Here is a 25260-nt window from a genome sequence, read left to right on the forward strand (position 1 = left end):
TCTTTAGCATGTTGACCCGATTATATCCGGGCCGGCCCAGTTTATGTGAGGGCTCTGGCCTAAGATATCTTTCTATTCCAATCTCCTCCATGATTCTGTCAAATACTAATACTGGATCACAGAGATCCAGACAATCCGAAAAAAACAGTGGCAGCCTTCCCTGTTTTGCGGTATAATATTTCTCGGTATTATTGTTCATAGTAGATTAATTTTACCACAAAAAGAAGAACGCCTCCAGGTTTGTATACCTGAAAGCGTTCTTTTTTTACGGGACTTTTTTCACAGCCCCTTTTCTCAGTCTCCCATTAAAAAACCATATTTCAGAGGGTCATCCTTATCGATAATAACCTGATTGATTCCGGTAATATATGCACTTCCTGTAATCTTAGGTACAATCGCATCATAGGTGCCTACCTTTGTTGTCTCAACCGCTTTTCCCCTGAAAAGAGAACCCGTGATACTCTCGTAGATAAAATCTTCGTTCAATCCCAGTCTTCCCTTGGAATACAGGGCCGCTACCTTGGCACTTGTGCCTGTTCCGCAGGGGGAACGGTCCGCCTGCGCGGCCCCAAAAATTACTACATTCTTCAAGTTTGCTTCTTCCTGTGTGGAATCACCGTAAAACTCTACCAGGTCCACAGAATTAATATCCAGCTCCGGATGTTGAATCTCCATGGTGGCATTGATTTTATTCAGCAGTGCCATTCCCAGATCCTGGAACTCTCTGAGGTTCTCCGGAACAATATCCAGACCCAGCTTATCTGCATTGACTAGAGCAAAAAAACTTCCTCCGAAAGATATATCGAAGGTAATCGGGCCATATCCTTCAATCTCTGCTGTCACTGCCTCTTTATATAAGAACGCCGGCACATTACGAATCGTAACTTCCACTGCTTTTCCATTCTCAACCTTAATGGTTGTGCGAATTAAACCTGCAGGGGCTTCCAATGTCACCTCCGTATAAGGCTCTTTCACTTCCACCATGCCAGTCTCAACTAAAACCGTGGCAGTTCCGATGCTTCCGTGCCCGCACATATTCAGGCATCCGCCGCTGTCCATAAAAATGACGCCATAATCTGCTTCCGGATGTACCGGCTTCGTAATCACTGCTCCAAACATATCTCTGTGCCCTCTGGGCTCCAGCATAAGTGCTGTACGGTATTTGTCATAATTTTTTTCTAAGAATTTCTTCTTCTCGATCATCGTCTTTCCTTCCAGTTCCGGAAAGCCTTCCACTACGATTCTCGTAGGTTCTCCCATGGTATGAGAGTCAATTGTTGTAAAAGAAGTTTCAATTCCTGGTATTTTGGATATCCAATCCATAATGTGCCTCCCTCTTACAAAAAGGACATCGAGAAGATTCGACTTTTCGACATCCTTTGTCTTGGACCGTATTCTATACTATAGTCTATATTATGTTTGCTAAACAGCCATTTGTCAATAGTTTTTTCACCTTTTCCTAAGGGTTTTTTTATGCTTTTTTTAGAATATTCTTACTTGTTTTTTTGTCGATTTTTTTTGCTTGACACTTATGGTTTTACATGCTATACTTACAAAGTATTTTGAATTAAGATTGATTTCACATAGTTATGTAATCACTTTTTGATTTACATTACTATGTGTTTTTTTGTTTTAGGATAAATATAATATTATTTTTAAGGAGGTATCTTTCATGAATAAAGGTACAGTAAAATGGTTTAACTCAACTAAGGGATATGGTTTCATCACCAACAACGAGACAAACGAAGAAGTGTTTGTACACTTCTCAGGACTTGCCATGGACGGATTCAAAACACTGGAAGACGGTCAGTCTGTAACATTTGATATTACAAACGGACAGCGTGGTTTACAGGCAGTTAATGTTTGTGTTGCCTAAGCACAGGCAATTGTAAAGGCGGTCATAAGTACAGGCCAACGGTATTATGCTTTTTATGAAGCATAAATGCCGTTGGCCTTTTAATTGGATAAAGAATGCAACACAAAAAAAGAAACCCTTGAATAAACAAGGGTTTTAGTAAGCAGATAAGGGGAGTCGAACCCCCCTCTCCAGCTTGGGAAGCTAGCATTCTACCGATGAACCATATCTGCATTGACATTTATTATTATAACGCATTTTGCAGAATAGTCAATGGTTAGTTTTTACTATTCTTCTCCTTCTTTCACAATTTCCTCCAAAACCCTGATTAAATCGTGAAGATTATTAATCTGAACATTCTTTTCAAGTATTATATTTTTCAGGTCTACAGACAAGGTTTCAAACTTATCCCTGACCTGAGGAGCCACATAAGACATTTTATCACCTAATCCCTTTCTACATTATTCCCCGCCGGGTCCGTCCTTTCTGGGACGATCGTCTTTTTCTCCGGGGACCAGATCCATTTCCTTTGGAAACTCCGTCACCACTTCCTGGGGATTGCTGCGGTGGCAGTCAGTGCCGCTCTGCTCCGGTACCAGATTTATCTCCATCATAATATTCTCCTTTCACTCAGCCAGCCTCTGCTGTGCCTTGATGCTTTTAGTATGCGCAGGATATTTCATTCTATGTTAGGAAAAGAATACAACCCAGGCAGCATATACTGTAAAAAGGTCATCTCTCTGCTTGGCAGAGGAAAAGAAGGGTATGTTGTTCAAAAATATCATTATATCAATTTTGGCTGTTATTGCCATGATGCAGACGAATTTCTTTCACCCCAGTACGAATATCCAGGCAGTAGTCACTCCCATTATCTGGTACTTTATCATCGCAGGTACACTTACCTGGCTGGATCTCCAGCGTCTTGCCAGGAAAGAGCGGGAAAAAAACGCCTCAGAAAACTCAGAAAATAAAAAATAGCACTTTTATTTTTTTAATACCTGTGCTATAATATACAAGCATCGGACTTACGATGGCAATGGGGCATTGGCGCAGCTGGGAGCGCGCCACACTGGCAGTGTGGAGGTCACGGGTTCGAATCCCGTATGCTCCATGTAAAGAACAGCGTTTTATTAGGCTTTCAAAAATAAGGAACCGTCCATACCGGGCGGTTTTATTTTTTTGCTGTTTTCCGGCAGCAATACAGTCCTCTGCTTCTGTCACACTTTCTCCTCTTACTCAATATACTATACCAGGAAAGATTTACGGGGGACTGTAATGCATAAAAGATTAATCGCTATTGTTACTTTAATGGTAACGGTATTAGCTGCCCTAGGCGGATGCCAGAAAGACACTTCTGCAGATAAAGAGGAAAAACTTACAAAGGTTACATTAAATGAAGTTGCCCATTCCATATTCTATGCGCCTCAGTATGTGGCCATTGAGGAGGGATATTTCCAGGAGGAAGGAATTGATTTGGAACTGGTGACAGGTTTCGGCGCGGATAAGACTATGACCGCAGTACTGTCCGGGGAAGCAGATATCGGTTTCATGGGCGCTGAAGCTTCCATCTACGCTTACCAGGAAGGCGCCAACGATCCGGTTGTAAACTTTGCCCAGCTGACACAGCGCGCAGGAAACTTCCTGGTGGCCAGAGAGAAGATGGATAACTTCCAGTGGTCAGATATTAAGGATAAAAACGTCTTAGGGGGAAGAAAAGGCGGAATGCCGGAAATGGTATTTGAATATGTACTCCGCCAGAATGACATTGATCCGGAAAAGGATGTTGCCATTGACCAGAGCATAGACTTTGGTTCTACTGCCGCGGCTTTCTCCGGAGGACAGGGAGATTTCACGGTTGAGTTCGAGCCAAGCGCCACTGCTCTGGAAAAAGAGGGAAAAGGCTATGTTGTAGCCTCTGTAGGTGTAGACTCCGGTTATGTTCCCTACACGGCATACAGTGCTAAGAACAGTTTTATGGAGAAGAACCCGGAGATTATCCAGAGTTTCACCAATGCACTCCAGAAAGGAATGGATTATGTCCAGACACATACACCGGAAGAAATCGCGAAGGTGATTGCTCCTCAGTTTGAGGAGACAGACCTGGATACGATTACCACTATTGTGAAACGGTATTATGATCAGGACACCTGGAAAGACAATCTGATCTTTGAAAAGTCCAGTCTGGATCTTCTTCAGGATATCTTGGAAAGCTCAGGAGAATTGGATGCCAGAGTAGATTATAAGGATTTGGTTAACACTTCATTTGCAGAAAAGGCTGCAAAATAGTCTTCGTCTGCACTCCATCATCTTTTGCATGCCCTCCGCGCAAATAATGCACGGAGGGCTATTTTTACGCTGTTATTAGTCGTTTTTTGCAGGATTTTATTTTATCTCTTTCTTTTTTTGGTATTTTAATAAATATTTAATTGATATTTTTCAAAATGCTAAGTATAATATGTACTATCACTATCTGTTTCGAGATACAGTGACGGTTATCTGAAAGAAACCATACATTACTTCTTATGTACTTTCTTAATGGCTTCTTTCCCTAAAGATTTGCATGCAGCGGCATCTTAGTTCTTACATACCCCAAACAATATGCATAGACAATAATGAAATATCCTGAACGTTCTACGGGAAATACTCCTGACCGCCTCGAACCGATTCAATCCTGGGGGGAATGAATCAAATTGCAGGGCGCCGGCAGCAAAGGATGTAGTAGACCTGCAGGGATATTTTTTGATATAGAAAAAAATAATATAAAAGTATGATGGGGTGTAAACCCATGGCAGCTGCCGGTGATGGTTTACATAATCTAAGGAGGAGAAACATGAATCAAGTAGCAAAAACGAAAGATTTCCGTAAAGTAATGGTGGCAAACCGTGGGGAAATCGCTATCCGCATCTTCCGGGCCTGCTATGACCTGGGACTGAACACAGTAGCAGTGTACTCAAAGGAGGACGAATACAACATCTTTCGGGTAAAGGCCGATGAATCCTATATGATCGGTGAAAATAAAAGCCCTCTGGGCGCTTACCTGGATATTGACCTGATGATTGATATCGCCAAAAAGCACCACGTTGATGCCATTCATCCGGGTTACGGATTTTTGTCAGAAAATGCCGCTTTTGCCAGAGCATGCGAGGAAAACGGAATAGAATTTATAGGGCCGCCTTCTGATGTCCTGGCACAGATGGGAGATAAATTAAGCGCCAAAGAAATCGCTAAGCGCTGTCAGGTTCCAACGATACCAGGTTCTAAGGTTCCTCTGACGAATGCAGAGGATGCTGCAAAAAGGGCCGTGTCCTACGGTTTTCCTGTGATACTGAAAGCCTCCGCCGGGGGAGGAGGAAGAGGCATGCGCCGGTGCGATACTGAGCAGGAAGTGATTGATACCTTCCCGCTGGTCCAGAGTGAGGCCTTAAAAGCATTTGGATGCGGGGATATTTTTATAGAGAAGTTTTTGGAAGAGCCAAAACATATTGAGGTGCAGATCCTTGCGGATAAGCACGGAAATGTAGTTCATCTGTTTGAGCGTGACTGCTCGCTTCAGCGCAGATACCAAAAGGTGGTAGAGTTCACTCCGGCACTTACACTGAGCAGTGAAAAGAGAGAAGAGATCTGCGGCGATGCAGTCAAAATAGCAAAAGAGGTTGGATATGTGAACGCCGGTACCGTGGAATTCCTGGTGGATAAGCAGGGAAATCATTATTTTATCGAGATGAATCCGCGGATACAGGTAGAGCACACAGTTACCGAGATGATTACAGACATTGACATCGTTCGGGCGCAGATCCTGATCGCTGAGGGAAAGACACTGGCTGAGCCGGAGATTGGCATTACCAGTCAGGAGGATGTGAAGGGTCATGGATATGCAATCCAGTGCCGGATTACAACCGAAGATCCCCAGAACAATTTTGCGCCCGATACGGGCAAAATTACGGCTTACCGTACAGGCGGCGGTTTTGGTGTCCGTTTAGATGGGGGCAATACTTACGCAGGGGCTGAGATAACACCTTACTACGACAGTCTTCTTGTAAAGATAACTACCCATGACAGTACCTTTGAGGGAGCCTGCAACAAAGCCCTGCGCGCATTGAATGAAACCCGTATCCGCGGAGTAAAAACCAATATCGGCTTCATTGACAATATCCTTATACACCCAATGTTCCGCGCTGGAAAATGCCATACAAAATTTATCGATGAAACGCCTGAATTATTTATCATCAGGGACTCCAAAGACCGGGCGACCAAGATGCTGAAATACATAGGAAATATTGTAGTCAATGATCCCACGGCAGGACAGCGTATGTACGACACTCCCCGCTTCCCGAAACTGACCGGGGAGAAGAAGCCGGGCTTGAAGCAGCTCCTGGATACTAAGGGTCCTGAAGCTGTAAAGCAGTGGGTTCTGGACCAGAAAAAGCTCCTGATCACTGACACCACTATGAGAGATGCCCATCAGTCCCTTCTGGCAACAAGAGTTCGGACAAGGGATATGGTAAAGGGCGCGGATGCCACCGCAGAAGCTCTGGCAGATGCATTTTCCCTGGAAATGTGGGGAGGCGCTACTTTTGACGTGGCATACCGCTTTCTGAAAGAGTCCCCCTGGGAACGCCTGGATATGCTCCGGGAAAAGATACCAAACATCCCCTTCCAGATGCTTCTGCGGGGAGCCAATGCCGTAGGCTATACCAATTATCCGGATAATCTGATTCGGGAATTTATCAAAGAATCGGCACGCAGCGGCATAGATGTTTTCCGCGTGTTTGACTCTCTGAACTGGGTACCCGGAATGGAGGTTGCCCTGGATGAGGTCTTAAACCAGAATAAAATCGCCGAAGCCACGATCTGTTATACAGGAGATGTGGGAAATCCAAAAGATGATAAATACACCTTGAATTATTATGTAAACCTTGCGAAGCGGCTTGAAAAAACAGGGGCTCACACACTTTGCATCAAAGATATGGCCGGCCTGCTGAAGCCTTATTCAGGATACAAGCTGGTAAAAGCCCTGAAAGAGGAAATTGGGCTTCCCATACACCTGCACACCCATGATACCAGCGGAAACCAAATCGCTACCCTTCTTATGGCTGCAGAAGCTGGTGTAGATATCGCAGATGTTGCTATTTCCAGCATGTCCTCCCTCACCAGCCAGCCCTCTATGAATTCTCTGGTAGCTGCCCTGGAGGGACAGGACCGTGATACCGGCCTGAGCCTTGAGCGGCTGCAGGGATTGTCTGACTACTGGTGTGATGTAAGAGATCGGTATGGAGCCTTCGAAGGCGGCATCAAATATCCCGCCACCGATATCTATGAGTACGAGATTCCAGGAGGCCAATATACGAATCTGAAGCCTCAGGTAGAAAGTCTGGGTCTGGGACATCGTTTTGATGAGGTCAAAAAGATGTATAAGACGGTAGATACTATGCTGGGAGGCCTGGTAAAGGTAACGCCGTCCTCTAAAATGGTAGGTGACCTGGCAATCTTTATGGTTCAAAATGACCTGACCCCGGAAACCATTGTGGAGAGAGGGGAAACCATGAACTTCCCGGACTCTGTTGTCAGCTACTTCAAGGGTATGATGGGGCAGCCTGAATGGGGATTCCCGGAAGATCTCCAGCGGGTGGTCCTGAAAGGAGAAGAGCCAATCTCCTGCCGCCCGGGGGAACTGCTTCCTCCCATGGACTTCGACGCCGCCAGAAAGCGCCTGGAGGAATTTATCCCGTCTCCCAACTGGAGAATGGTAATCAGCTGGTGCTTCTATCCCAAGGTTGTGGAAGACTTTCTGAAGAACCGCAAGGAGTACGGCTATATCACCCGGCTGGGCAGCCATGTATTCTTCCATGGCCTGGCAGAAGGCGAAACCAACAAAGTAAACATTGAAGACGGAAAAACTCTCGTAATCAAATATCTGGGCAAAGGCGATGCAAATCCGGACGGAACCCGGAATGTGATGTTTGAGCTGAACGGGATACGCAGAGAGGTTGCGGTCACCGACCGGAGCGCAAAGGTTACCGTTGAGTCTATCCCAATGGCTGATCCCTCTGATCTCAGCCACGTAGGCGCCTCCATTCCGGGCCTTGTCAGCCAGGTACATGTAAAACCAGGAGACAAGGTTACCAAAAATCAGGTTCTGGCTGTGGTAGAAGCCATGAAGATGGAGACCAATGTAGCCGCCCTGATGGACGGAGTTGTGGATCAGGTATACGTCAAAGAAGGCAAAGAAATCAAAGCCGGAGAGCTGTTGATGACTATCCGTTAAAAGAAAAAGTAAGAGGGGGCTTCTCTTCGAGGCCCGCCTCTTACTTTTTTCTGCTGATTGTGCCCAGGAACAGCCCAATCAGCAGCAGACAGAACAGTACAAATCCCAAGAAACTATTCCATGGCATTCCCAGTATCTGAGGACTGATGTCTGTGAGACAGAATAACCCGGCACCGATAAACAGCGCAGCGGCCAGAATCCCACACACCAGGCGGTCTGCTGTTCTCTGAAATATTTCCTGCATCTTTTTGCTGTCCACAAGATCCAGATTCAGCTTTGTCTGGCCATTCTTCGTTATATTCAGAAGATCGGAGAGCTGTGCAGGGATCTCCATATACTTATCCAGGGAAGTATACAAAAGACGCCCTTTATGCCTGAGTTCCTTTTTCAGGTCCATTTCCCGGAACAGCAGAGAAGACATATAGTTAGAGAGAATCTGGAGTATATTTACCTCCGGTGCACAGGCACTTAAGGTGCCCTCCATGGTAATCATGCTCCTTCCCAGCAGGGTGATATCCGTATTGATGGCTATGTGATGCTCTTTTACAAGATCCAGAAGCTTTTCAATCAGTTCACCCAGTCTCATATTGCCGAAATCCATAGTCATGTATTTGCTCACAATATCATCAATATCTGTGTACAGCCTTGCATGATTCACCCGTTCCTTTGCCTCACCAAGCGCCAGGAGCACATTCTTCAGCTCATACATATCATTCTTCAGCAGTGCCATAATCGCCCGTTTCAGAAGCATCTTATTGTGCTCCGACAGATGCCCTGCCATTCCCAGATCCAGCCATGCCACCTGTCCGCCGGAGATCCAAAGGTTCCCCGGATGAGGATCCGCATGAAAAAAGCCGTCCTCAAGGATCTGCTTGCAGTAATTTTCCGCTGCTTTTCTGCCGATCTCCTCCATGTCATACCCCAGCGCCGTCAGACGCTCTGTCTGATCTATCTGTACGCCCTCGATATCATTCATAGTCAGAAGCTTAGACGTTGTATATTCATGATATACCCGGGGGGATGTGACGTAGGCAATATCCTTCTGATTTTCATAAAATAAGTCACAGTTGCCCGCCTCGCGCGTAAAATCCATCTCTTCCTGGGATGTTTTCCAGAGCTCCTGGATAATCATTTTGAAATCAATCAGCTCTCCGGTTCCCATAGTGATTTTCAGGATCCTCACCGCCCGCATCATCAGTTCAATATCATTTGCCATAATTTCCTTTATGGCCGGACGCTGCACCTTCAGCACCACTCTGTCCCCGTTTTTCAGACGTGCTGGATGTACCTGGGCAATAGAAGCAGAGCCGAGAGGCTCTGGAGAAATTTCAGAAAACAATTCCTCCGCAGGCCTTCCCAGCTCTTTTTCAATGACATCTTTAATTGTCTCATATGGAAGGGGCTTTACCTGTGTCCGCAGTCTGGTCAATTCTTTACAGTAAGCCTCCGGGAGCATGTCTGACCGCATGGACATAATTTGTCCCAGCTTTACATACGTAGGTCCCAGATCCTCAAGAATCTCCCTCAGTTTTACAGGAGTCAGCCCTTTGGTTATATGATGCTTCTTCAGCACACAGAGTATCTCGCTCAGCCGGCTGCCCGAAGTCTCCATGTTTATTCCTCTTCCTGTTTTTCGTCCTCTGCGTCTGCCTCTTCTTCTGTCTCTTCGCAACCGCAGTCATCGTCTTTTGCTTCCTCTGCCGCCTGTCTTTCCAGGTTGGCAATCTTTTCTTTTAATTCGTCTAACTCTTCTTTTGTCATATGATCCACAGCTTTCATGGCATCTCGGTATTCCTTTACGATGTTAACTGTGACATGATCATTTACTTTTTCTTTGGCGCTGCGCTTCAGTTCTTCGTTGAGAACTTTTCCCTGTTCAACTGTAATCTCACCTTTTTTTACCAGGGTGTCCACAATTTCCTTGGCGGACTCCGCTGTAGTGGCCACTGCGCCTACTCCTGCCAAAAATATTTTCTTTAATCCTTCACCTATCTCCATAAGGACCTTCCTTTCTTTTTCTGCAATTCCGAAAGTTTCTTCGTATGATACTTCTATAGTATAACATATTATCAGACGATTTCCGCATTTACAGAAAGATTTTATTAATAATTTATGATTCTTACCAATCTATAATCTATTTCCAGCACTGGGTGTTTTTAATTCCCAGCTTGTCTGGATGAAACTGCGGATCCTTTCCTTCTTTTTTCTGTCTGGTATAATCGTTCATTACTTTCATAGATATCTTGCTCAGAAGAATAATACTTACGATGTTCACTATAGCCATCAGTCCCATGAGCACATCGGCCAGATTCCAGACGGTATCGAAATTAGCCTGTGCACCTACAAACACCACACCCACTACAATGATACGAAAGACGAAAAGCAGACCCTTACTGTCTTTTATAAATTTCAGATTTGACTCTGCGTAGCAGTAGTTTCCAATGAGAGAACTGAACGCAAACAGGAAAATAGATACTGTGATAAAGTGTATTCCCCACGCCCCTACCTCAGCATTCACAGCCTGCTGGACATAAGGCATCCCGGTAAGCTCTTTGTTGCCTGTCCCAAAGTTCAGCAGCATCATTGCCGTGGTGGTACAGATTAAAATAGTATCTATAAATACGGAGAGCATCTGAACCATTCCCTGTTTCGCAGGATGGGAAACATCTGCTGTTGCCCCTGCGTTGGGGGCAGAACCCATACCCGCCTCGTTGGAGAAAAGCCCTCTTTTGATCCCGTACATGACACAGGAGCCTGCAAACCCTCCTGCAATGGATTTAAAATCGAAAGCGCCGGCGAAGATCTCTCCAAATATGTCCGGAAGCCTCCCCAGATTGGTACAGGTAATATAAAGCCCTAAAACAATATAAAGAAGCGCCATCACAGGTACTATTCCTGAGGTAATAATACCTATTCTCTGAACGCCTCCAAAAATAACCAGAGCGGTAGCCGCTGCCAGGATCAGCCCTATGATCATGGGCACGCTGCTGTTAGCGTAATCCTCCACATAATACGCAAAGGCGGAGCTCACATTAAAGGACTGAAGGGCATTAAAGCCAAAAGCAAAGCACGCGATAAGTAAGATTGAAAAAATGATTCCCAGCCAGCGCTGCCCCAGTGCATACTGAATATAATAGGCAGGACCGCCCCGGAACACCTCCCCGTCCCTCTCTTTATAGACCTGGGCCAGTGTACTCTCTACAAAGGCAGAGGCGCTTCCCACTATGGCCATCACCCACATCCAGAAAATGGCTCCGGCACCTCCCATGGAAAGCGCGGTGGCTACCCCTGCGATATTTCCCGTCCCCACTCTGGAGGCAGTTGAGATCATTAATGCCTGAAACGAAGAAACTCCTGTCTTTTCCTTCTTCTTCTCTGTCAGAACACGGATTGCCTCCGGAAATAACCGTATCTGCACAAATTTGGTACGAATCGTAAAATATACGCCGCTGATCACCAGCAGAGCAATGAGGATATAGCCATACAAAAAATCATTTGCCTGGGCAATCCACTGATTTATTACATCCAACATTCTTTTTCCTCCTGATACCTATATCAATTTGCTGTCTGCGCCTCATTTTCCCACGATTTTGGCTCAGCATCCTCTGTATTGTATTATAAATCCTGGAGAATAACAACCATATTAGTGCAATATCCTCCCATTTCCAACAGTTTTATCTGTGATAACTGTTTTTTATCCCTCTCTCCTGTGCTATAATAAACAAAGAGTGCTGCCTTATTATGGCATCCAATCAGGGAGGTAATTATGGATTACAGAACATATTTAAGAAACTACCCGGACAAGGATGGCTGGTTCGGTTCCTATGGCGGGGCATTTTTGACTGATGAGTTAAAACCCGCATTTGAAGAGATCTCAGATGCCTATCAGACCATCTGCCATTCTTCCCAGTTTATCAGTGAACTCAGAAGAATCCGACGGGAATTCCAGGGGCGTCCAACCCCGGTATATCACTGTGAGCGGCTTTCCAAAATGTACGGAAACTGCCAGATTTATTTAAAAAGAGAAGATCTGAATCATACAGGTGCCCATAAGCTTAACCACTGTATGGGAGAAGGTCTTCTGGCTAAATTTATGGGGAAAAAGCGTCTGATTGCAGAAACCGGCGCCGGCCAGCATGGCGTTGCCCTTGCCACTGCCGCTGCTTTCTTCGGCTTAGAATGCGAGATTCATATGGGTGAAGTGGATATTGCCAAGCAAGCCCCCAATGTTACCCGAATGAAGATACTGGGCGCCAATGTAGTTCCTGTGACACATGGCTTAAAGACCTTAAAAGAGGCTGTGGATTCTGCCTTTGAATCTTATGCCAAGAATTATAAAGACTCTATTTACTGCATCGGATCTGCATTAGGGCCTCATCCCTTTCCACTCATGGTTCGGGACTTCCAGGCGGTTGTAGGGGATGAAGCCAGAGATCAGTTTAAGGAAATGACCGGTCTGCTTCCCGATGTGGTATGCGCCTGTGTTGGCGGGGGCAGCAATTCCATCGGAATGTTTGTGCCTTTCTTAGAGGATCCGGTAGATATTGTGGGAATCGAACCTCTGGGACGGGGTTCCCATCTGGGAGACCACGCTGCCTCAATGACATATGGAGAAAAGGGTATCATGCATGGATTTGAGAGCATAATGCTGAAGGATGAAAAAGGAGAGCCCGCCCCGGTTTATTCCATTGCCAGCGGGCTGGATTATCCCTCTGTAGGTCCTGAACACGCGTTTCTCCATGATCTTGGAAGAGTTCAATATACAACTGTGGATGACAATGACGCCATGAAGGCATTCTTTGAGCTCTCCCGCTATGAGGGTATTATCCCCGCAATAGAAAGTTCTCATGCAGTCGCCTATGCCACCAAAAAAGCGCAGGAAATGGGACAGGGTTCTATCCTTGTCTGCTTAAGCGGCAGGGGAGACAAGGATCTTGATTATGTAGTAGAACATTACGGATACGGAGAACAGTTCCTGTCCAAATAGACAGATTGGGAGGGTGCACGCTCCCGTCTGCATATCATAGAAAAAAGAGGAGCCACCGAAGTTGACTCCTCTTTTTTCTAATCTGCAATCCCCATCAGATCGCAGAGGGACAGCAGATAAATCTGCCCTGCATTTTTCACATCTTCAATATCCACGGTTTCATTATAGGAATGAATCCCTACCGTGTTGGACGGGCCGTACTGAATGGTCGGAATATCTTTCACCCGGTAGTCCCTTGCATCGCTGGATGCCCACTGATACGCGGGCAGCACCTCATCCTTCCAAAGCGCCTCCGCATGTTTCTTAATTGCTTCCACAATGGGTGCATCAATCTCTGTATAGTTTCCAAAGGTCTGGAAATCCAGCTCGTACTCTACGCCTGTAACGCCGCTCTTCTCAATAACCTTTTTCACACAGTCTTCTATCTCTTTGGCACCTACTCCAATAGGAAGGCGCAGATCCACGGTTACCTCACAGTAATCCGGCACCATATTGGGCCGCGTTCCACCTTTGATCATCCCCACATTGGCAGATACATGGTCAATCACGTCCCCTGTGCCGGCCCCATTTTTCTGGTCTGCAATCAGCTTAGAGTTGATCAGGGCCTGGGCCTGGCTTTCTTTATAGCAGCCCTCGATCTCCCTGAGCATGTTTATATTCTCCAGCACTTTTATAAGCTTCAGAATGGCATTCTCTCCCTTAAAGCCGGCCAGACTTCCATGGGCAGATTTTCCGTAGGATTTTAATACCAGGTCTACTCTTCCCTTCTGTCCTATCTCAATGGTATTGTGGCCTGTAGGCTCCGCCACCAGACAGGCATCTGCATTATCTGCATACCCGTTGGCGCACAGCCACTTAGTACCGAACTGGCCGCCGCTTTCCTCGTCAGACACGATGTGAAGACGGATGTTTCCGTTCAATTCCGCCCCGGATTCTGCCAGGATTTTCATTGCAAAGAGAACTCCGGCAACGCCGGCTTTCATATCAGAGGTTCCTCTTCCAAGAATACACTTATCTGTGATCTCTCCGGAGAAAGGCTCAAACTCCCACTGTGCCCTGTCCCCTGCCGGAACCACGTCAACATGTCCGTTTAAAATAACGCTGAAGCCCTCATCTTTTCCGATCTTAGCTACTACACAGGGAAAGTCAGGGTTGCATCCCACTTCCTCACAGGGAATCCCCGCCTCACTCAGATAATTTTTTACAAAATCAATCACGTCTCTCTGGCTGCCTATAGGATTCTCACTTGGAATTTTAATCAAATCCGAGGTAAGCTTTATGAGTTCGTCCAGTTTGCTTTTTGCAAGTTCCAATACTTCATCTCTTGATTTACAGCTCATGTTCCACACACTTCCTTTTCATAATTTGGCTTCTTTATTTATCATCGAATAAAAAGCAGGCTACATGGTGTCCGTCACCCACATCTTTTAACTGCGGGGCATCTGTCTTGCATCGCTCCATACATTTCGGACAGCGTTTTGCCAGAGGACATCCCTTCTGCTCTCCGATAGGGCTTGGGATTTCACCGGAAAGAACAATACGCTCTCTTTTTTCAAAGGGAGATTCCGGGGGAATCGCAGATAACAATGCCTGTGTATAGGGATGCAGCGGATTCTCGTAAATGCTGTTTGCATCGCAGAGCTCTACAATTCTTCCCAGATACATGATGGCAATTCTGTCGCTGATGTGTTTGATTACACTCAGATCATGAGAGATAAACACATACGTCAGGTTATATTCTTTCTGCAGCTGGTTAAATAAGTTCAGAACCTGCGCCTGAATGGATACATCCAGAGCCGATACAGGCTCATCACAGACAATCAGCTTTGGGTTCAATGCCAGGGCTCTGGCCACGTTAATACGCTGCCTCTGCCCTCCGGAGAACTCGTGAGGATAGCGGTGTACGTGCTGCACATCCAGTCCCACGGTCTGGAGAAGCTCCAGAGCTTTCCTGCTTCTCTCTGCTTTATCTGTAACTACCTTATGGACAATCATTGGCTCTTCTACCAGTTTTCCCGCCGTCATACGGGGGTCCAGAGAAGAAAAAGGGTCCTGGAATACCATCTGAATATCTCTTTTTAGATTTTTCAAGTCTTCTTTTTTTAGTTCAAAGATATTCCGGCCGTCGTACTCCACGCTGCCCGCAGTCGCTTTGTGCAGCTGAACCAGACACTTACCAAACGTTGATTTGCCGCAGCCAGACTCTCCGATGATTCCCAGGGTCTCTCCCTCATAGATATCTACAGAGACATCTGTCAGGGCGTGAAGAATCTGAGGCTGTTCCCCGAACTTCTGTGCTCTGATCTTAAATTCTTTGGTGAGATTCCTGACCTTTAGTATCACTTTCTTATCACTCATTACGGTTTTCCTCTCCTCTCACCAGTTTATTCTCTTTGTTCTGCCTGTGGCAGGCCACAAAATGGCCCGGTTCCACTTCCACGAGCTCCGGTACCTCTTTGCCGCACCGCTCCTGCGCGTAAGGACATCTGTTATAAAAATTACAGCAATTGCCTGTCAGGCGCAGATCCGGCGGAACACCCGGTATGGTATTGAGTTCTCCTTTTACTGTATCGCTCAGTTTCGGCATGGAGTCCAGCAGTCCCCAGGTATAGGGATGCAGAGGCTGTGCGTAGAGTGTTTTCGTATCTGCATATTCTACCGTCTTGCCGGCATAGAGAACCATCACCGTATCGCACATCTTCCAGACAACCCCCAGGTTGTGGGTAATCAGAAGAATAGAGGTATCCATCTCATCCTGGAGTTCCTGCAGAAGTTCAAGCACCTGGGCCTGTACCGTTACGTCAAGAGCCGTGGTAGGCTCATCTGCAATTACCATCTTCGGCTTACAGCATACGGCCATGGCAATGATAACACGCTGGCACATTCCTCCGGACAGCTCATAGGGATAGGATTCCATCCGCTTTTCCGGCTGGGGGATCCCAACTTTTTTAAGGGCCTCCACTGCCATTTTTCTGGCTTCTTCTTTGGATACATCCTGGTGGGCACAGATCATTTCTACCATCTGATTGCCTATCTTAAATACCGGATCCAGAGAAGTCATAGGGTCCTGAAAGATAACCGCTATGTCCTTACCTCTGAAATTCAGCAGTTCTTTTTTATTCAGCTTTATAATATCTTTTCCTTCAAAGTCAATGGTTCCCTCCACTATCCTTCCGATTTTTGGAGGGAGAAGACGGATGATCGACGAAGCGGTTACACTTTTGCCGGATCCGGATTCTCCTACGATGCCCATGGTCTCGCCTTTTTTCAGAGTAAAGCTCACACCGTCTACCGCCTTGGACACACCGCTGGCTGTGAAGAAATACGTCTTTAAATCTTTAACTGTTAGTAAATTTTCACTCATATTTTCGTCCTCACTGTTCTTTGCTTTCTGTTTTCCTGTTACTTCTTCATCTTAGGATCCAGCACGTCACGGACGCCGTCACCAAAAAGGTTGAATCCCAGTACGGTGATAAGGATGAAAATACCTGATATAGTTGCAATATGCGGAGCTGTATTCAGACAGTCCTTTCCTGCTCTTAATATATTTCCCCAGGATGCGGTTGGCTGTGAAATCCCCAGTCCCAGGAAACTTAAGGTTGCTTCTGATATAATAGCTCCTGCTACGTTGAGCGTAGCATATACGATAATAGGAGAAATGGTGTTCGGAAGAATGTGGCGGAACAGCATTCTTATGTTAGATACGCCCAGCACCCGCCCGGCATTGCAGTACTCTTCGTTTTTTACAATATGTACCTGTCCCCGGACGACTCGGGCGAAGCTGGGCACATTTCCAATACCTATGGCCAGAATTACGTTTGGCAGCCCTGACCCCAGAATCGTCATGAGGATAATCGCCAGCAGTACAAACGGAAATGCCAGCATACCATCCATAAGACGCATAATTACTGCATCCACAGCACCTCCCAGATAACCGGAAAGCAGACCCAGGAGGATCCCGATAATCGCACCCACTACAGTGCCTCCGATAGCCGCAATCAGTGAAACTCTGGCGCCGTATACGATCCGGGAAAATAAATCACGTCCAAACTCATCGGTCCCGAAAATATGTCCCTTTTCCCCAAAGCTCAGATAAGTCTCAGAGGGCTTAATGGCATTGGGATCGTGGGTTGCAATCAGGGGAGCTAAAATGGCCATCAGCATCATAAATACTACGATTACAAGCCCGATCATAGCTGTCTTATTTCTTCTCAATTTGTTCCAGACATTATTGGCCCTTCTCTCTCTTTTTATAAGCTGGGAATGGGCTTCTGCGCCTAAAACCTCTGCGGTTGCCGTATTTTTCTGCTTTGCCATTTAGTTGCCTCCTTTCCCGCTTTCATAGCTTACCCTTGGATTGATTACTGTATATACAATATCCACAATCAGGTTGATCACTACAAACACGATTGCTGTAAACAGGACAACACCCTGTATCAGCGCGTAGTCTCTGTTGTCAATGGCACTTACAATTAAAGTACCCATTCCCGGCCAGGAGAAGATACTTTCTGTAAGAATGGCCCCTGTAAACGCAGAAGCCAGCTGAAGGCCAAGAACGGTAACAATGGGGGGAAGCGCATTTTTCAGCGCATGCTTCCATATAACCACGCCTTCTCTCAGGCCTCTGGCTCTGAGTGCTTTTACCGCGTCATTATTCACTACCTCCAGCATACTGGAGCGGGTAATTCTGGCAAAGGTTGCCATAGGGATAGTTGACAGACAGAAGCAGGGCAGGATCATATGACTTACAACATCCCAGACACCCTTAGCCATACTGCCCATACCCATCGCCGGGAGCCAGCCCAGATTAACACTGAATACCAGCACCAGCATCAGACCCAGCCAGAAAATGGGCATAGAGACGCCTATGAGGGCCAGCACCATAAAGATATAGTCCAGAATGGAGTACTGCCTCACCGCAGATACGATCCCTACAATCATCCCCAGCACCAGTGCAATTAATAAGCTGGTGAGTGTGATCACCAGTGTGTTGGGAATCCTCTCTTTAATTAGCTCCACTACTGACTGGTTGTAAGAGTAGGATCTGCCGAAATCTCCTTTTAAAATCTGTTTCAGATAAATAACGTACTGCTCCCCCTTGCTCTTATTGAGTCCCAGTTCTTCCTCCAACTGCTCCACTGATTCTTTCGGCGCCTGAGGGCCTAACATAGTAAGAGCAGGATTTCCCGGAATCATACGGGTCAGGATAAAAGTAAAGGTTACTACAATCAGCAGGGTGGGAATGCTTTGCAGAATTCTTTTTACAATTGTCTTTAACACTAATTTTCACCACCGTTTCTTTTGTTGTTTATTATGCGAAAAAGACGGACGTAGTGAAACTACGTCCCTCTTTATCGTCGATAATCTCTCTAAATTATTGTACTACCCAGACATTCTCCTCAGCTGTACAAAGTTTGATTGTACCATCAGCTCTCTGATTGAAGTCCTGCACCTTAGGATTGATTCCAAGGCACTCTGCCGGGTTGCCATAGAAGATACCAGGATTATCATCTGTAATGATTTTCAGAGCCTTCTTGTACATCTCAGCACGCTTCGCCTGATCTGTCTCAATCAATGCATCAGATAATAACTGATCTACTTCCGGATTGCTGTATCCCTGGCCATTTCCAAGAGTTCCGATCGCGGAGGTTGCAAACATCTTGTCAAAGAAGAAGTATGGATCTGGATACCAGGACCAGGCCATAGCAAATACATCTGCTTTTCCGGATGCTGCTGTCTCACTGAAGGTACCCCACTCTACTGTGTTAATCTTCAGTTCAACGCCGATTGCCTGCCAGTAGGACTGCAGTATCGTTGCAGCTTTCTGACGGAAAGTTTCATTTGTAATATACATATTTAAGGTTATGCCATCGCCGTAACCTGCTTCTTCCAGAAGCTTCTTGGCTCCATCCGGATCGTAGGAAGGAACATCTGCCTCTACAGATTCGTCGTAGCCCCAGGACGCTCTCGGAAGAGGAAGACAAGCCGCTTCACCTTCGCCGTACTGGTATACACCGGCAGCCAATTCTTTGTAGTCAACTGCCTTTATTAAGGCTTCTCTTACCTTTGCATCTGCTGTCGGTCCGTTTACCATGTTAAAGTAAGCATATCCAATCTGAATGCCTGCCATTTTTTCCAGATTCACAGTTTCGTCTTCAGCAACAATTTTTACTGTCTCTCCGGTCAGCTGTGTGGCAATATCCACATCGCCGGTTCTCAGAGCATTTACTTCCTGGTTAGCATCTGTGATCACTTTAAAGATTACGGTGTCCAGGTTCGGCTCACCAATGAAATACTTTTCGTTCTTTTTCAGCGTTGTCTGCTGATCCAGTTCAAACTTTTCCATAGCGTACGGGCCTGTACCAACTAAGTGATTGCCGAACTCTTCGCCCCAGCCTTCGACCTCTTCCTTCGGAACAATTGCATTTCCTGCATTGGTCAAAGCGGTAAGGAATACTGCACTGGGAGCTTTCAATGTTGCTTTTACGTGGGTCTCGTCAATGGCTTCTGCATGATCCAGCATGTCCAGACGGTTCATAGCGGACTCTTTGGCGGAACGATTCATATTATATGCCACGTCCTCTGCAGTCATCAGTCTTCCGTCCTGGTATTCTCCCGGCTGGAAGTATACATCGTCACGGATGGTAAATGTATATTCCATACCGTCATCGCTGATGATCCAATCTGTTGCCAGAGAGGGCAGAATCTCTTTTAATTCTTTGTCGTATGTTACAACTGTGTCGCACACCTGGTAAATAATCTGTGCTTCGTATGTACCCGTATACTTTACAGGGTCCAGATTTTTTGGAGAGGATGTCAGTGCAATCTTCAGTTCTCCTCCCTTTGTCACTTCTTCAGGTACTTCGATTGTGGCCTCTTTATTTACAATCTCCGTACTCTCGCCGCTGCTTTCTTCGGTAGCAGCACTGTCGTCCTTGGTGGCGGAATCATCGCTTTTTTTATTACCACAGCCAGTGAAAGCGGTCATCACCATAGCACCTGCAAGGACGAGTGCTATCCATTTCTTCTTCATACTTACCTTTCCTCCTTAAGAAATTCTCACAATAATTTTTGAATCTTCCCTCCCACCTGTTAAAAGCTCGGTATAAACTGCGGAAATATGCAGGATAGGAATTTTCAACTTTCATTGTTCTTAAAATTATACATTGTGATTTCATAGAAATCAAGCATTTTCACCTAAATATGAATAATTTAGACTTTGTCCTGTGAAATTTTTCCTGTTTTTTTTATTTCCATTAACATTTAAACCATGATTTTCACAAAGCATATTGACATTTTATGTCACTTCTGTAAACTTAGGTTAGTACTATTAACGCCGTTTCCGGTTTTTCAGTGTATGAAAATCTGCGGGGCACGGTACGTACAAGGAGGACAATGATGGTATTAAAACAAGTATTAGAAGTATTCGAATTAATGGACAAGCCTCAGGCAAACGGAAAAGAAATTATTGAACTGCTGAAAGAAAGAGGGGCCACAGAGGTCTCTATGGAAACAGTCGTGGGAGAACGCGGCACCACTGACAGCATTAAGATTCTCATCGCAGGATCCGAAGGAAAGACTGCAGGCGGAACGGCACCCACGCTGGGGATCATCGGCCGTCTCGGCGGTCTGGGCGCCCGCCCTACGATGACCGGCTTTGTCTCCGACGGTGACGGAGCTCTTGCCGCTGTGGCTGCAGGTCTGAAGTTAGCAGAGATGCATACCAACGGGGACATCTTAAAAGGAGATGTTATTGTCTCCACACATATCTGTCCGGATGCACCCACCCAGGACCACAAACCGGTCCCCTTTATGAATTCCCCTATTGATATGGCTACCTGCAATGCAAAGGATGTGGATCCACGGATGGATGCCATTGTTTCTATCGATACCACCAAGGGAAATAAAGTCATTAATGTAAATGGTTTTGCTATCTCACCCACGGTAAAAGAGGGCTACATTCTGAAAACCAGTGCAGATCTCCTGGACATCATGACCCGTGTGACAGGTAAGCTTCCCGCAGTCTTTCCCCTGGCTCAGCAGGATATTACCCCCTACGGCAATAATGTTTATCATCTGAACAGTGTGCTGCAGCCCACCACTGCCACCGATGCTCCCGTGGTAGGAGTTGCCATCACTACGGAACAGCCCGTGGCAGGCTGTGCAACCGGTGCAAGCCATCCCATGGATGTGGAGAGCGCCGCTCGCTTTGCCATAGAAGTTGCCAAAGCCTACGGCCAGGGAGAATGTTCCTTCTATGATGAAGAGGAATACAACTATCTCCTGAAACTCTACGGAGATCTGAAAATATTCCAGACCTTCGGCAACATGGACAAATAATACACAGAGCGGTAATCCTATGAAAAAAAGAATTAGAGTAGGGGCTGTTACTATAGGGCAGGCTCCCCGTGTGGATATTACCGGGGATATCCGCCCCATGCTGGCCCCGCATATAGAATTAATTGAATACGGAGCCCTGGATCCCTTCAGCTTTGAAGAGGCCAGCACCCGGTTTGCACCGGGGGAAGGGGAATCTGTTCTGGTTTCCCGCATGCGGGACGGCAGGCAGGTAACCATGTCAGAAGGGGCAGTGATCCCTCTGGTCCAGGACTGTATACTGCGTGCGGAGAAAGAAGGTGCAGAGGCAACTGTTTTGCTGTGCACCGGAAAATTTCCGGAGTTTACCCACAGTAAGCTTTTAATCACCCCTCAGCCCATCCTGCATGCTCTGGTACAAAAGCTGGCGCTGGATAAGCCCATTGGACTCTTTGTACCGGATGCATCTCAGATTGCTCAGGTGGAGGAATGGTTTTCTGCCAGCGGCATTGCTTTTGAACCAGTGGTAGCCTCTCCATATAAAGAGGCTGAACTTATGGGGCAGCGGGCACTGGCTTTCAGAGGAAAAGACCTGGCCTTTGTTCTTCTGGACTGTATGGGATACGGATGCGGGATGAAGGAGGATATCTATGCCTCCTGCCAGCTGCCTGTGATACTTCCCAGAACCTATATTGCACGGCTGCTGAATGAATTATTTGCATAAAAAAGGAATGGAGGCCTATACAAGTCTCCATTCCTTTTTTTAGACATTCAGAGGATATCTCTCTGTAAGCTCTTTCACAATTGCTTTTGCTTTCTCTTTATTATCCGGACACTGAATCATCAGAGATACTGCCTCAGCTATCTGGTCCATATCTGCCTCCTGCAGTCCTCTGGCTGTCACAGCTGCCGTTCCCAGACGGACGCCGCTGGTTACAAACGGTGATTCCGGATCATTTGGTATGGCATTTTTATTGCAGGTGATATTTGCCTCGTCCAGTAATTTCTCCATTGCCTTTCCAGTAATACCGGTTCCCCGCAGATCTACCAGCATGAGATGGTTGTCAGTTCCCCCTGACACAATATGAATGCCTCTCTTTAGCAGCCCTTCGCAGAGTGCCTTGGCATTCTTCACAATATTCTGCTGGTATTCTTTATATTCCGGCTGCAGAGCTTCTTTAAAACATACCGCTTTTGCAGCGATCACATGCATTAATGGCCCTCCCTGAATTCCCGGGAACACAGCTTTGTTAAAATTAAACTGTTTTGCAACTTCATTGCTGCTTAAAATCATACCGCCTCTGGGTCCTCTGAGGGTTTTGTGGGTAGTTGTGGTGGTTACATGGGCGTATGGAATGGGGCTAGGATGTACACCGGCAGCTACCAGCCCGGCGATGTGTGCCATGTCCACCATCAGATACGCTCCCACCTCGTCTGCGATCTCCCGGAAGCGTTTAAAGTCTATCACCCGCGCATATGCGCTGGCCCCTGCAACGATCAGCTTTGGTTTTGCCTCAAGTGCAATCTCTCTTACGCTGTCATAGTCAATCACACCGTCATCGTTGACGCCGTAAGGAACAATGTTAAAATATGCCCCTGACATATTTGCCGGGCTGCCATGGGTCAGATGTCCTCCATGAGCCAGATTCATCCCCATCACCGTATCCCCCGGCTTCAGGATCGCAAAAAATACTGCCATGTTGGCCTGGGCACCGGAATGGGGCTGCACATTAACATACTCACATCCGAACAGCTCTCTGGCACGCTCTATTGCCAGTCTCTCTACAACATCTACATAGTCGCATCCGCCGTAGTATCTTTTTCCCGGATATCCCTCGGCGTATTTATTTGTTAAAGGACTTCCCATAGCCGCCATAACAGCCTTGCTCACCCAGTTCTCGGATGCAATCAGTTCGATATGGGAATTCTGCCTGTCTACTTCTTCTTTTATCGCCTCCGCAATCTCCGTATCAACGGCCTTAATCTCATCAAATGAATACATGATGTTCCTCCTTAAATTCTCCCTTTTAGTAACAGCATCAAATTACATTATATACACTTTACTACTGCATTGCAATAAGAAAAAGACAAATATCCGCCCCACAAATACACTCTCTCTGTTTTCACCATTTTTTTGATTTTTTTCGAGGTTTTATTATGATTTTTGCACTATCGTTTCGTTTGACTATTATATAATAATTTGTTTTAATAGAGATAGTAATACATTTTACATAACAAAGGAGAGTTGTTCTATGAAAAACTTTGAATATTTTGCCCCTACAAAAGTAATATTCGGGAAAGACACAGAAAACCAGGTGGGAGCTCTGGTGAAAGCGCAGAACTGCCAAAAGGTTCTGGTGCATTACGGCAGCGAGAGCGCCAAACGCTCCGGACTTCTGGATCGCATCTTCTCTTCTCTCGCGGACGCAGGGGTTGATTATGTCAGTCTGGGCGGCGTAGTTCCCAATCCCAGATTATCTAAAGTATATGAAGGAATTGAACTTTCTAAACAGGAGCATGTTGATTTTATTCTGGCTGTAGGGGGAGGAAGTGTCATAGACTCCTCGAAGGCCATCGCCTACGGAGTCGCTAATCCCGACACCGATGTATGGGAGTATTTTGCCAAGACGGCCCAGGCAAAGGCCTGTCTGCCCCTGGGATGTGTGCTTACCATTGCAGCGGCCGGAAGCGAGATGAGCAATTCCTGTGTCATCACAAAGGAGGACGGATGGATTAAAAGGGGCTACAACGATGACATCAGCCGCTGCCAGTTCGCTGTTATGAACCCCGAGCTTACCTATACCCTTCCTCCTTATCAGACAGCCAGCGGATGTACAGATATTTTGATGCACACCATGGAACGCTATTTTGTTCCATTTGACACAATGGAGCTCACAGACGGCATCAGCGAAGTCTTAATGCAGACTGTAATCTGCAATGCCAGAATCCTGATGCAGGATCCTGCCAACTATAACGCCCGTGCAGAAGTTATGTGGGCGGGAAGCCTTTCTCACAACGGCCTGACCGGATGTGCTACCCTGGGAGGCGACTGGTCCTGCCATCAGCTGGAGCACGAGCTTGGAGGCATGTTTGACGTAGCCCACGGAGCAGGACTGGCCGCTGTATGGGGCAGCTGGGCCCGCTATGTCTACAAAGAATGCCCGGAACGCTTTGCTCAGTTTGCCACGAATGTCTTCAATATCTCCTGTGACGGAAACGATTATGAGAAGACTGCCCTTGCAGGAATTGCTGCCATGGAAGACTTCTTCCGCTCCATTCAGATGCCCACGTCCATCCATGAACTTGGAATTGACGTAACCGATGAACAGATTGAAGAACTCGCATATAAATGCAGTTTCCAGGATAAAAGAACCATTGGGATGATGAAGGTGCTGAAGCGGGAAGATATGGTAAAAATTTATAAGATGGCAAGATAAATGATAGTTTTGTGTAATTGTTTTGTGTATGTAAAGTTCGAGATAAAATAGTCGGCCAGCGCAGCGTTGCAGACGGACGGATATAGAAGGGAGTACCGGGGGGACAGGGCCAGTCCAGAGGCCGGGGGATAGGGACAAGTCAGCTCGAGGCTCCGTTCCCCTCAGCTAAGTCCTACCAGCTGCTAAACTCGTCAGGAAAGCCTTCCTCGTTAATCAGCTGGTGGACTGGATCTTCGGCTCACTCCGCTTAACCTCCCTGACTTGTCCCTATCCCCCGGCCCCTGGACTGGCCCTGTCCCCCCGGTACTCCCTTCTATATCCTGGCAGAGACTCACTTCACATTCACGGAAAACGTGTGGGGAAGGTCGAATGTTGTACACTTTTCATATTATTCATCATT

The 25260-nt window shown here is 46.5% G+C and carries 21 protein-coding genes, 2 tRNA genes and 1 pseudogene; 9 read left to right on the forward strand and 15 right to left on the reverse strand.

The window, feature by feature from the left end:
* Together BUA56_RS23475 and BUA56_RS21045 are read right to left on the reverse strand one after the other, a co-directional pair.
* Positions 1-199: pseudogene (locus tag BUA56_RS23475) on the reverse strand (IS1182 family transposase); the annotation flags it as partial.
* A gap of 95 nt (positions 200-294) precedes the next feature.
* Positions 295-1323, reverse strand: a complete 1029-nt coding sequence (locus BUA56_RS21045; RefSeq protein WP_072854735.1) for a proline racemase family protein — start codon at positions 1321-1323, stop codon at positions 295-297.
* A 349-nt stretch (positions 1324-1672) separates the two neighbouring features.
* On the opposite strand from BUA56_RS21045, the gene BUA56_RS21050 reads away from it, so the two are divergent.
* Positions 1673-1876 carry a cold-shock protein gene (locus tag BUA56_RS21050; protein ID WP_072854736.1) on the forward strand — a complete coding sequence of 68 codons (204 nt, stop codon included), beginning with the start codon at positions 1673-1675 and terminating at the stop codon, positions 1874-1876.
* A 141-nt stretch (positions 1877-2017) separates the two neighbouring features.
* On the opposite strand, the gene BUA56_RS21055 is transcribed toward BUA56_RS21050, so the two are convergent.
* The 3 genes from BUA56_RS21055 to BUA56_RS23085 all read right to left on the reverse strand — a co-directional run bounded on the left by BUA56_RS21055 (position 2018) and on the right by BUA56_RS23085 (position 2469).
* Positions 2018-2088, reverse strand: a tRNA-Gly gene (locus tag BUA56_RS21055).
* 54 nt (positions 2089-2142) lie between these two features.
* Complete coding sequence (locus BUA56_RS23240; RefSeq protein WP_167594285.1) at positions 2143-2292, reverse strand: hypothetical protein; 150 nt, start codon at positions 2290-2292, stop codon at positions 2143-2145.
* A 24-nt stretch (positions 2293-2316) separates the two neighbouring features.
* Positions 2317-2469 (reverse strand): hypothetical protein, encoded by a 153-nt coding sequence (locus BUA56_RS23085; RefSeq protein ID WP_158641028.1) that lies wholly within the window; start codon positions 2467-2469, stop codon positions 2317-2319.
* Between the two features lie 151 nt (positions 2470-2620).
* Here BUA56_RS23085 and BUA56_RS21060 point away from each other — a divergent pair, with 151 nt between their 5' ends.
* From BUA56_RS21060 to BUA56_RS21075, 4 genes are all read left to right on the forward strand, one after another.
* Positions 2621-2833, forward strand: coding sequence for a hypothetical protein (locus tag BUA56_RS21060; RefSeq protein WP_072854737.1), 213 nt, complete (start codon positions 2621-2623; stop codon positions 2831-2833).
* 60 nt (positions 2834-2893) lie between these two features.
* A tRNA-Ala gene (locus BUA56_RS21065) sits at positions 2894-2966 on the forward strand.
* A gap of 164 nt (positions 2967-3130) precedes the next feature.
* Positions 3131-4141 carry an ABC transporter substrate-binding protein gene (locus BUA56_RS21070; RefSeq protein ID WP_072854738.1) on the forward strand — a complete coding sequence of 337 codons (1011 nt, stop codon included), beginning with the start codon at positions 3131-3133 and terminating at the stop codon, positions 4139-4141.
* 544 nt (positions 4142-4685) lie between these two features.
* Entirely contained in the window at positions 4686-8120 is a 3435-nt protein-coding gene (locus BUA56_RS21075) for a pyruvate carboxylase (RefSeq protein WP_072854739.1), read from the forward strand.
* 40 nt (positions 8121-8160) lie between these two features.
* Here the strand turns inward: BUA56_RS21075 and BUA56_RS21080 are convergent, their stop codons facing one another.
* The 3 genes from BUA56_RS21080 to BUA56_RS21090 all read right to left on the reverse strand — a co-directional run bounded on the left by BUA56_RS21080 (position 8161) and on the right by BUA56_RS21090 (position 11652).
* Complete coding sequence (locus BUA56_RS21080) at positions 8161-9732, reverse strand: ABC1 kinase family protein (RefSeq protein WP_072854740.1); 1572 nt, start codon at positions 9730-9732, stop codon at positions 8161-8163.
* Positions 9733-9734: 2 nt separating this feature from the next.
* Entirely contained in the window at positions 9735-10118 is a 384-nt protein-coding gene (locus tag BUA56_RS21085) for a phasin family protein (RefSeq protein ID WP_072854741.1), read from the reverse strand.
* Between the two features lie 136 nt (positions 10119-10254).
* Positions 10255-11652 (reverse strand): alanine/glycine:cation symporter family protein, encoded by a 1398-nt coding sequence (locus BUA56_RS21090; protein ID WP_072854742.1) that lies wholly within the window; start codon positions 11650-11652, stop codon positions 10255-10257.
* A gap of 234 nt (positions 11653-11886) precedes the next feature.
* Here BUA56_RS21090 and trpB point away from each other — a divergent pair, with 234 nt between their 5' ends.
* Entirely contained in the window at positions 11887-13107 is a 1221-nt protein-coding gene (trpB, locus tag BUA56_RS21095) for a tryptophan synthase subunit beta (RefSeq protein ID WP_072854743.1), read from the forward strand.
* Positions 13108-13184: 77 nt separating this feature from the next.
* Here the strand turns inward: trpB and BUA56_RS21100 are convergent, their stop codons facing one another.
* The 6 genes from BUA56_RS21100 to BUA56_RS21125 form a co-directional block, all read right to left on the reverse strand.
* Complete coding sequence (locus BUA56_RS21100) at positions 13185-14447, reverse strand: M20 family metallopeptidase (RefSeq protein WP_072854744.1); 1263 nt, start codon at positions 14445-14447, stop codon at positions 13185-13187.
* 34 nt (positions 14448-14481) lie between these two features.
* Complete coding sequence (locus BUA56_RS21105; RefSeq protein ID WP_072854745.1) at positions 14482-15465, reverse strand: ABC transporter ATP-binding protein; 984 nt, start codon at positions 15463-15465, stop codon at positions 14482-14484.
* The gene (locus tag BUA56_RS21110) at positions 15458-16471 is read right to left on the reverse strand and encodes an ABC transporter ATP-binding protein (RefSeq protein ID WP_072854746.1); all 1014 of its coding nucleotides are present in this window, start codon (positions 16469-16471) and stop codon (positions 15458-15460) included. The genes BUA56_RS21105 and BUA56_RS21110 overlap by 8 nt, the downstream gene beginning before the upstream one ends.
* A gap of 38 nt (positions 16472-16509) precedes the next feature.
* On the reverse strand, positions 16510-17424 hold the full coding sequence (locus tag BUA56_RS21115) for an ABC transporter permease (RefSeq protein ID WP_072854747.1): 915 nt from the start codon (positions 17422-17424) through the stop codon (positions 16510-16512).
* Positions 17425-18387 (reverse strand): ABC transporter permease, encoded by a 963-nt coding sequence (locus tag BUA56_RS21120; protein ID WP_072854748.1) that lies wholly within the window; start codon positions 18385-18387, stop codon positions 17425-17427.
* A 94-nt stretch (positions 18388-18481) separates the two neighbouring features.
* A complete protein-coding gene (locus BUA56_RS21125; protein ID WP_072854749.1) occupies positions 18482-20140 on the reverse strand; it encodes an ABC transporter substrate-binding protein in 1659 nt (552 codons plus the stop codon).
* Positions 20141-20505: 365 nt separating this feature from the next.
* On the opposite strand from BUA56_RS21125, the gene BUA56_RS21130 reads away from it, so the two are divergent.
* Positions 20506-21447, forward strand: coding sequence for a DUF1177 domain-containing protein (locus BUA56_RS21130; protein WP_072854750.1), 942 nt, complete (start codon positions 20506-20508; stop codon positions 21445-21447).
* Between the two features lie 19 nt (positions 21448-21466).
* Positions 21467-22147, forward strand: coding sequence for an AroM family protein (locus BUA56_RS21135; RefSeq protein ID WP_072854751.1), 681 nt, complete (start codon positions 21467-21469; stop codon positions 22145-22147).
* Between the two features lie 39 nt (positions 22148-22186).
* Here BUA56_RS21135 and glyA read toward each other — a convergent pair whose 3' ends face one another.
* Positions 22187-23425, reverse strand: coding sequence for a serine hydroxymethyltransferase (gene glyA, locus BUA56_RS21140; RefSeq protein WP_072854752.1), 1239 nt, complete (start codon positions 23423-23425; stop codon positions 22187-22189).
* 250 nt (positions 23426-23675) lie between these two features.
* On the opposite strand from glyA, the gene BUA56_RS21145 reads away from it, so the two are divergent.
* Positions 23676-24860 carry an iron-containing alcohol dehydrogenase gene (locus BUA56_RS21145; RefSeq protein ID WP_072854753.1) on the forward strand — a complete coding sequence of 395 codons (1185 nt, stop codon included), beginning with the start codon at positions 23676-23678 and terminating at the stop codon, positions 24858-24860.
* Positions 24861-25260 lie beyond the last annotated feature (400 nt).

The sequence above is a fragment of the Lactonifactor longoviformis DSM 17459 genome, assembly GCF_900129135.1.
Lineage (GTDB): Bacteria > Bacillota > Clostridia > Lachnospirales > Lachnospiraceae > Lactonifactor > Lactonifactor longoviformis.

Coding starts and splice junctions, on each gene's coding strand:
- BUA56_RS21045 (WP_072854735.1), bottom strand. CDS start 1,323: ATGGATTGGATATCCAAAATACCAGGAATTGAAACTTCTTTTACAACA.
- BUA56_RS21050 (WP_072854736.1), top strand. CDS start 1,673: ATGAATAAAGGTACAGTAAAATGGTTTAACTCAACTAAGGGATATGGT.
- BUA56_RS23240 (WP_167594285.1), bottom strand. CDS start 2,292: ATGTCTTATGTGGCTCCTCAGGTCAGGGATAAGTTTGAAACCTTGTCT.
- BUA56_RS23085 (WP_158641028.1), bottom strand. CDS start 2,469: ATGATGGAGATAAATCTGGTACCGGAGCAGAGCGGCACTGACTGCCAC.
- BUA56_RS21060 (WP_072854737.1), top strand. CDS start 2,621: ATGTTGTTCAAAAATATCATTATATCAATTTTGGCTGTTATTGCCATG.
- BUA56_RS21070 (WP_072854738.1), top strand. CDS start 3,131: ATGCATAAAAGATTAATCGCTATTGTTACTTTAATGGTAACGGTATTA.
- BUA56_RS21075 (WP_072854739.1), top strand. CDS start 4,686: ATGAATCAAGTAGCAAAAACGAAAGATTTCCGTAAAGTAATGGTGGCA.
- BUA56_RS21080 (WP_072854740.1), bottom strand. CDS start 9,732: ATGGAGACTTCGGGCAGCCGGCTGAGCGAGATACTCTGTGTGCTGAAG.
- BUA56_RS21085 (WP_072854741.1), bottom strand. CDS start 10,118: ATGGAGATAGGTGAAGGATTAAAGAAAATATTTTTGGCAGGAGTAGGC.
- BUA56_RS21090 (WP_072854742.1), bottom strand. CDS start 11,652: ATGTTGGATGTAATAAATCAGTGGATTGCCCAGGCAAATGATTTTTTG.
- trpB (WP_072854743.1), top strand. CDS start 11,887: ATGGATTACAGAACATATTTAAGAAACTACCCGGACAAGGATGGCTGG.
- BUA56_RS21100 (WP_072854744.1), bottom strand. CDS start 14,447: ATGAGCTGTAAATCAAGAGATGAAGTATTGGAACTTGCAAAAAGCAAA.
- BUA56_RS21105 (WP_072854745.1), bottom strand. CDS start 15,465: ATGAGTGATAAGAAAGTGATACTAAAGGTCAGGAATCTCACCAAAGAA.
- BUA56_RS21110 (WP_072854746.1), bottom strand. CDS start 16,471: ATGAGTGAAAATTTACTAACAGTTAAAGATTTAAAGACGTATTTCTTC.
- BUA56_RS21115 (WP_072854747.1), bottom strand. CDS start 17,424: ATGGCAAAGCAGAAAAATACGGCAACCGCAGAGGTTTTAGGCGCAGAA.
- BUA56_RS21125 (WP_072854749.1), bottom strand. CDS start 20,140: ATGAAGAAGAAATGGATAGCACTCGTCCTTGCAGGTGCTATGGTGATG.
- BUA56_RS21130 (WP_072854750.1), top strand. CDS start 20,506: ATGGTATTAAAACAAGTATTAGAAGTATTCGAATTAATGGACAAGCCT.
- BUA56_RS21135 (WP_072854751.1), top strand. CDS start 21,467: ATGAAAAAAAGAATTAGAGTAGGGGCTGTTACTATAGGGCAGGCTCCC.
- glyA (WP_072854752.1), bottom strand. CDS start 23,425: ATGTATTCATTTGATGAGATTAAGGCCGTTGATACGGAGATTGCGGAG.
- BUA56_RS21145 (WP_072854753.1), top strand. CDS start 23,676: ATGAAAAACTTTGAATATTTTGCCCCTACAAAAGTAATATTCGGGAAA.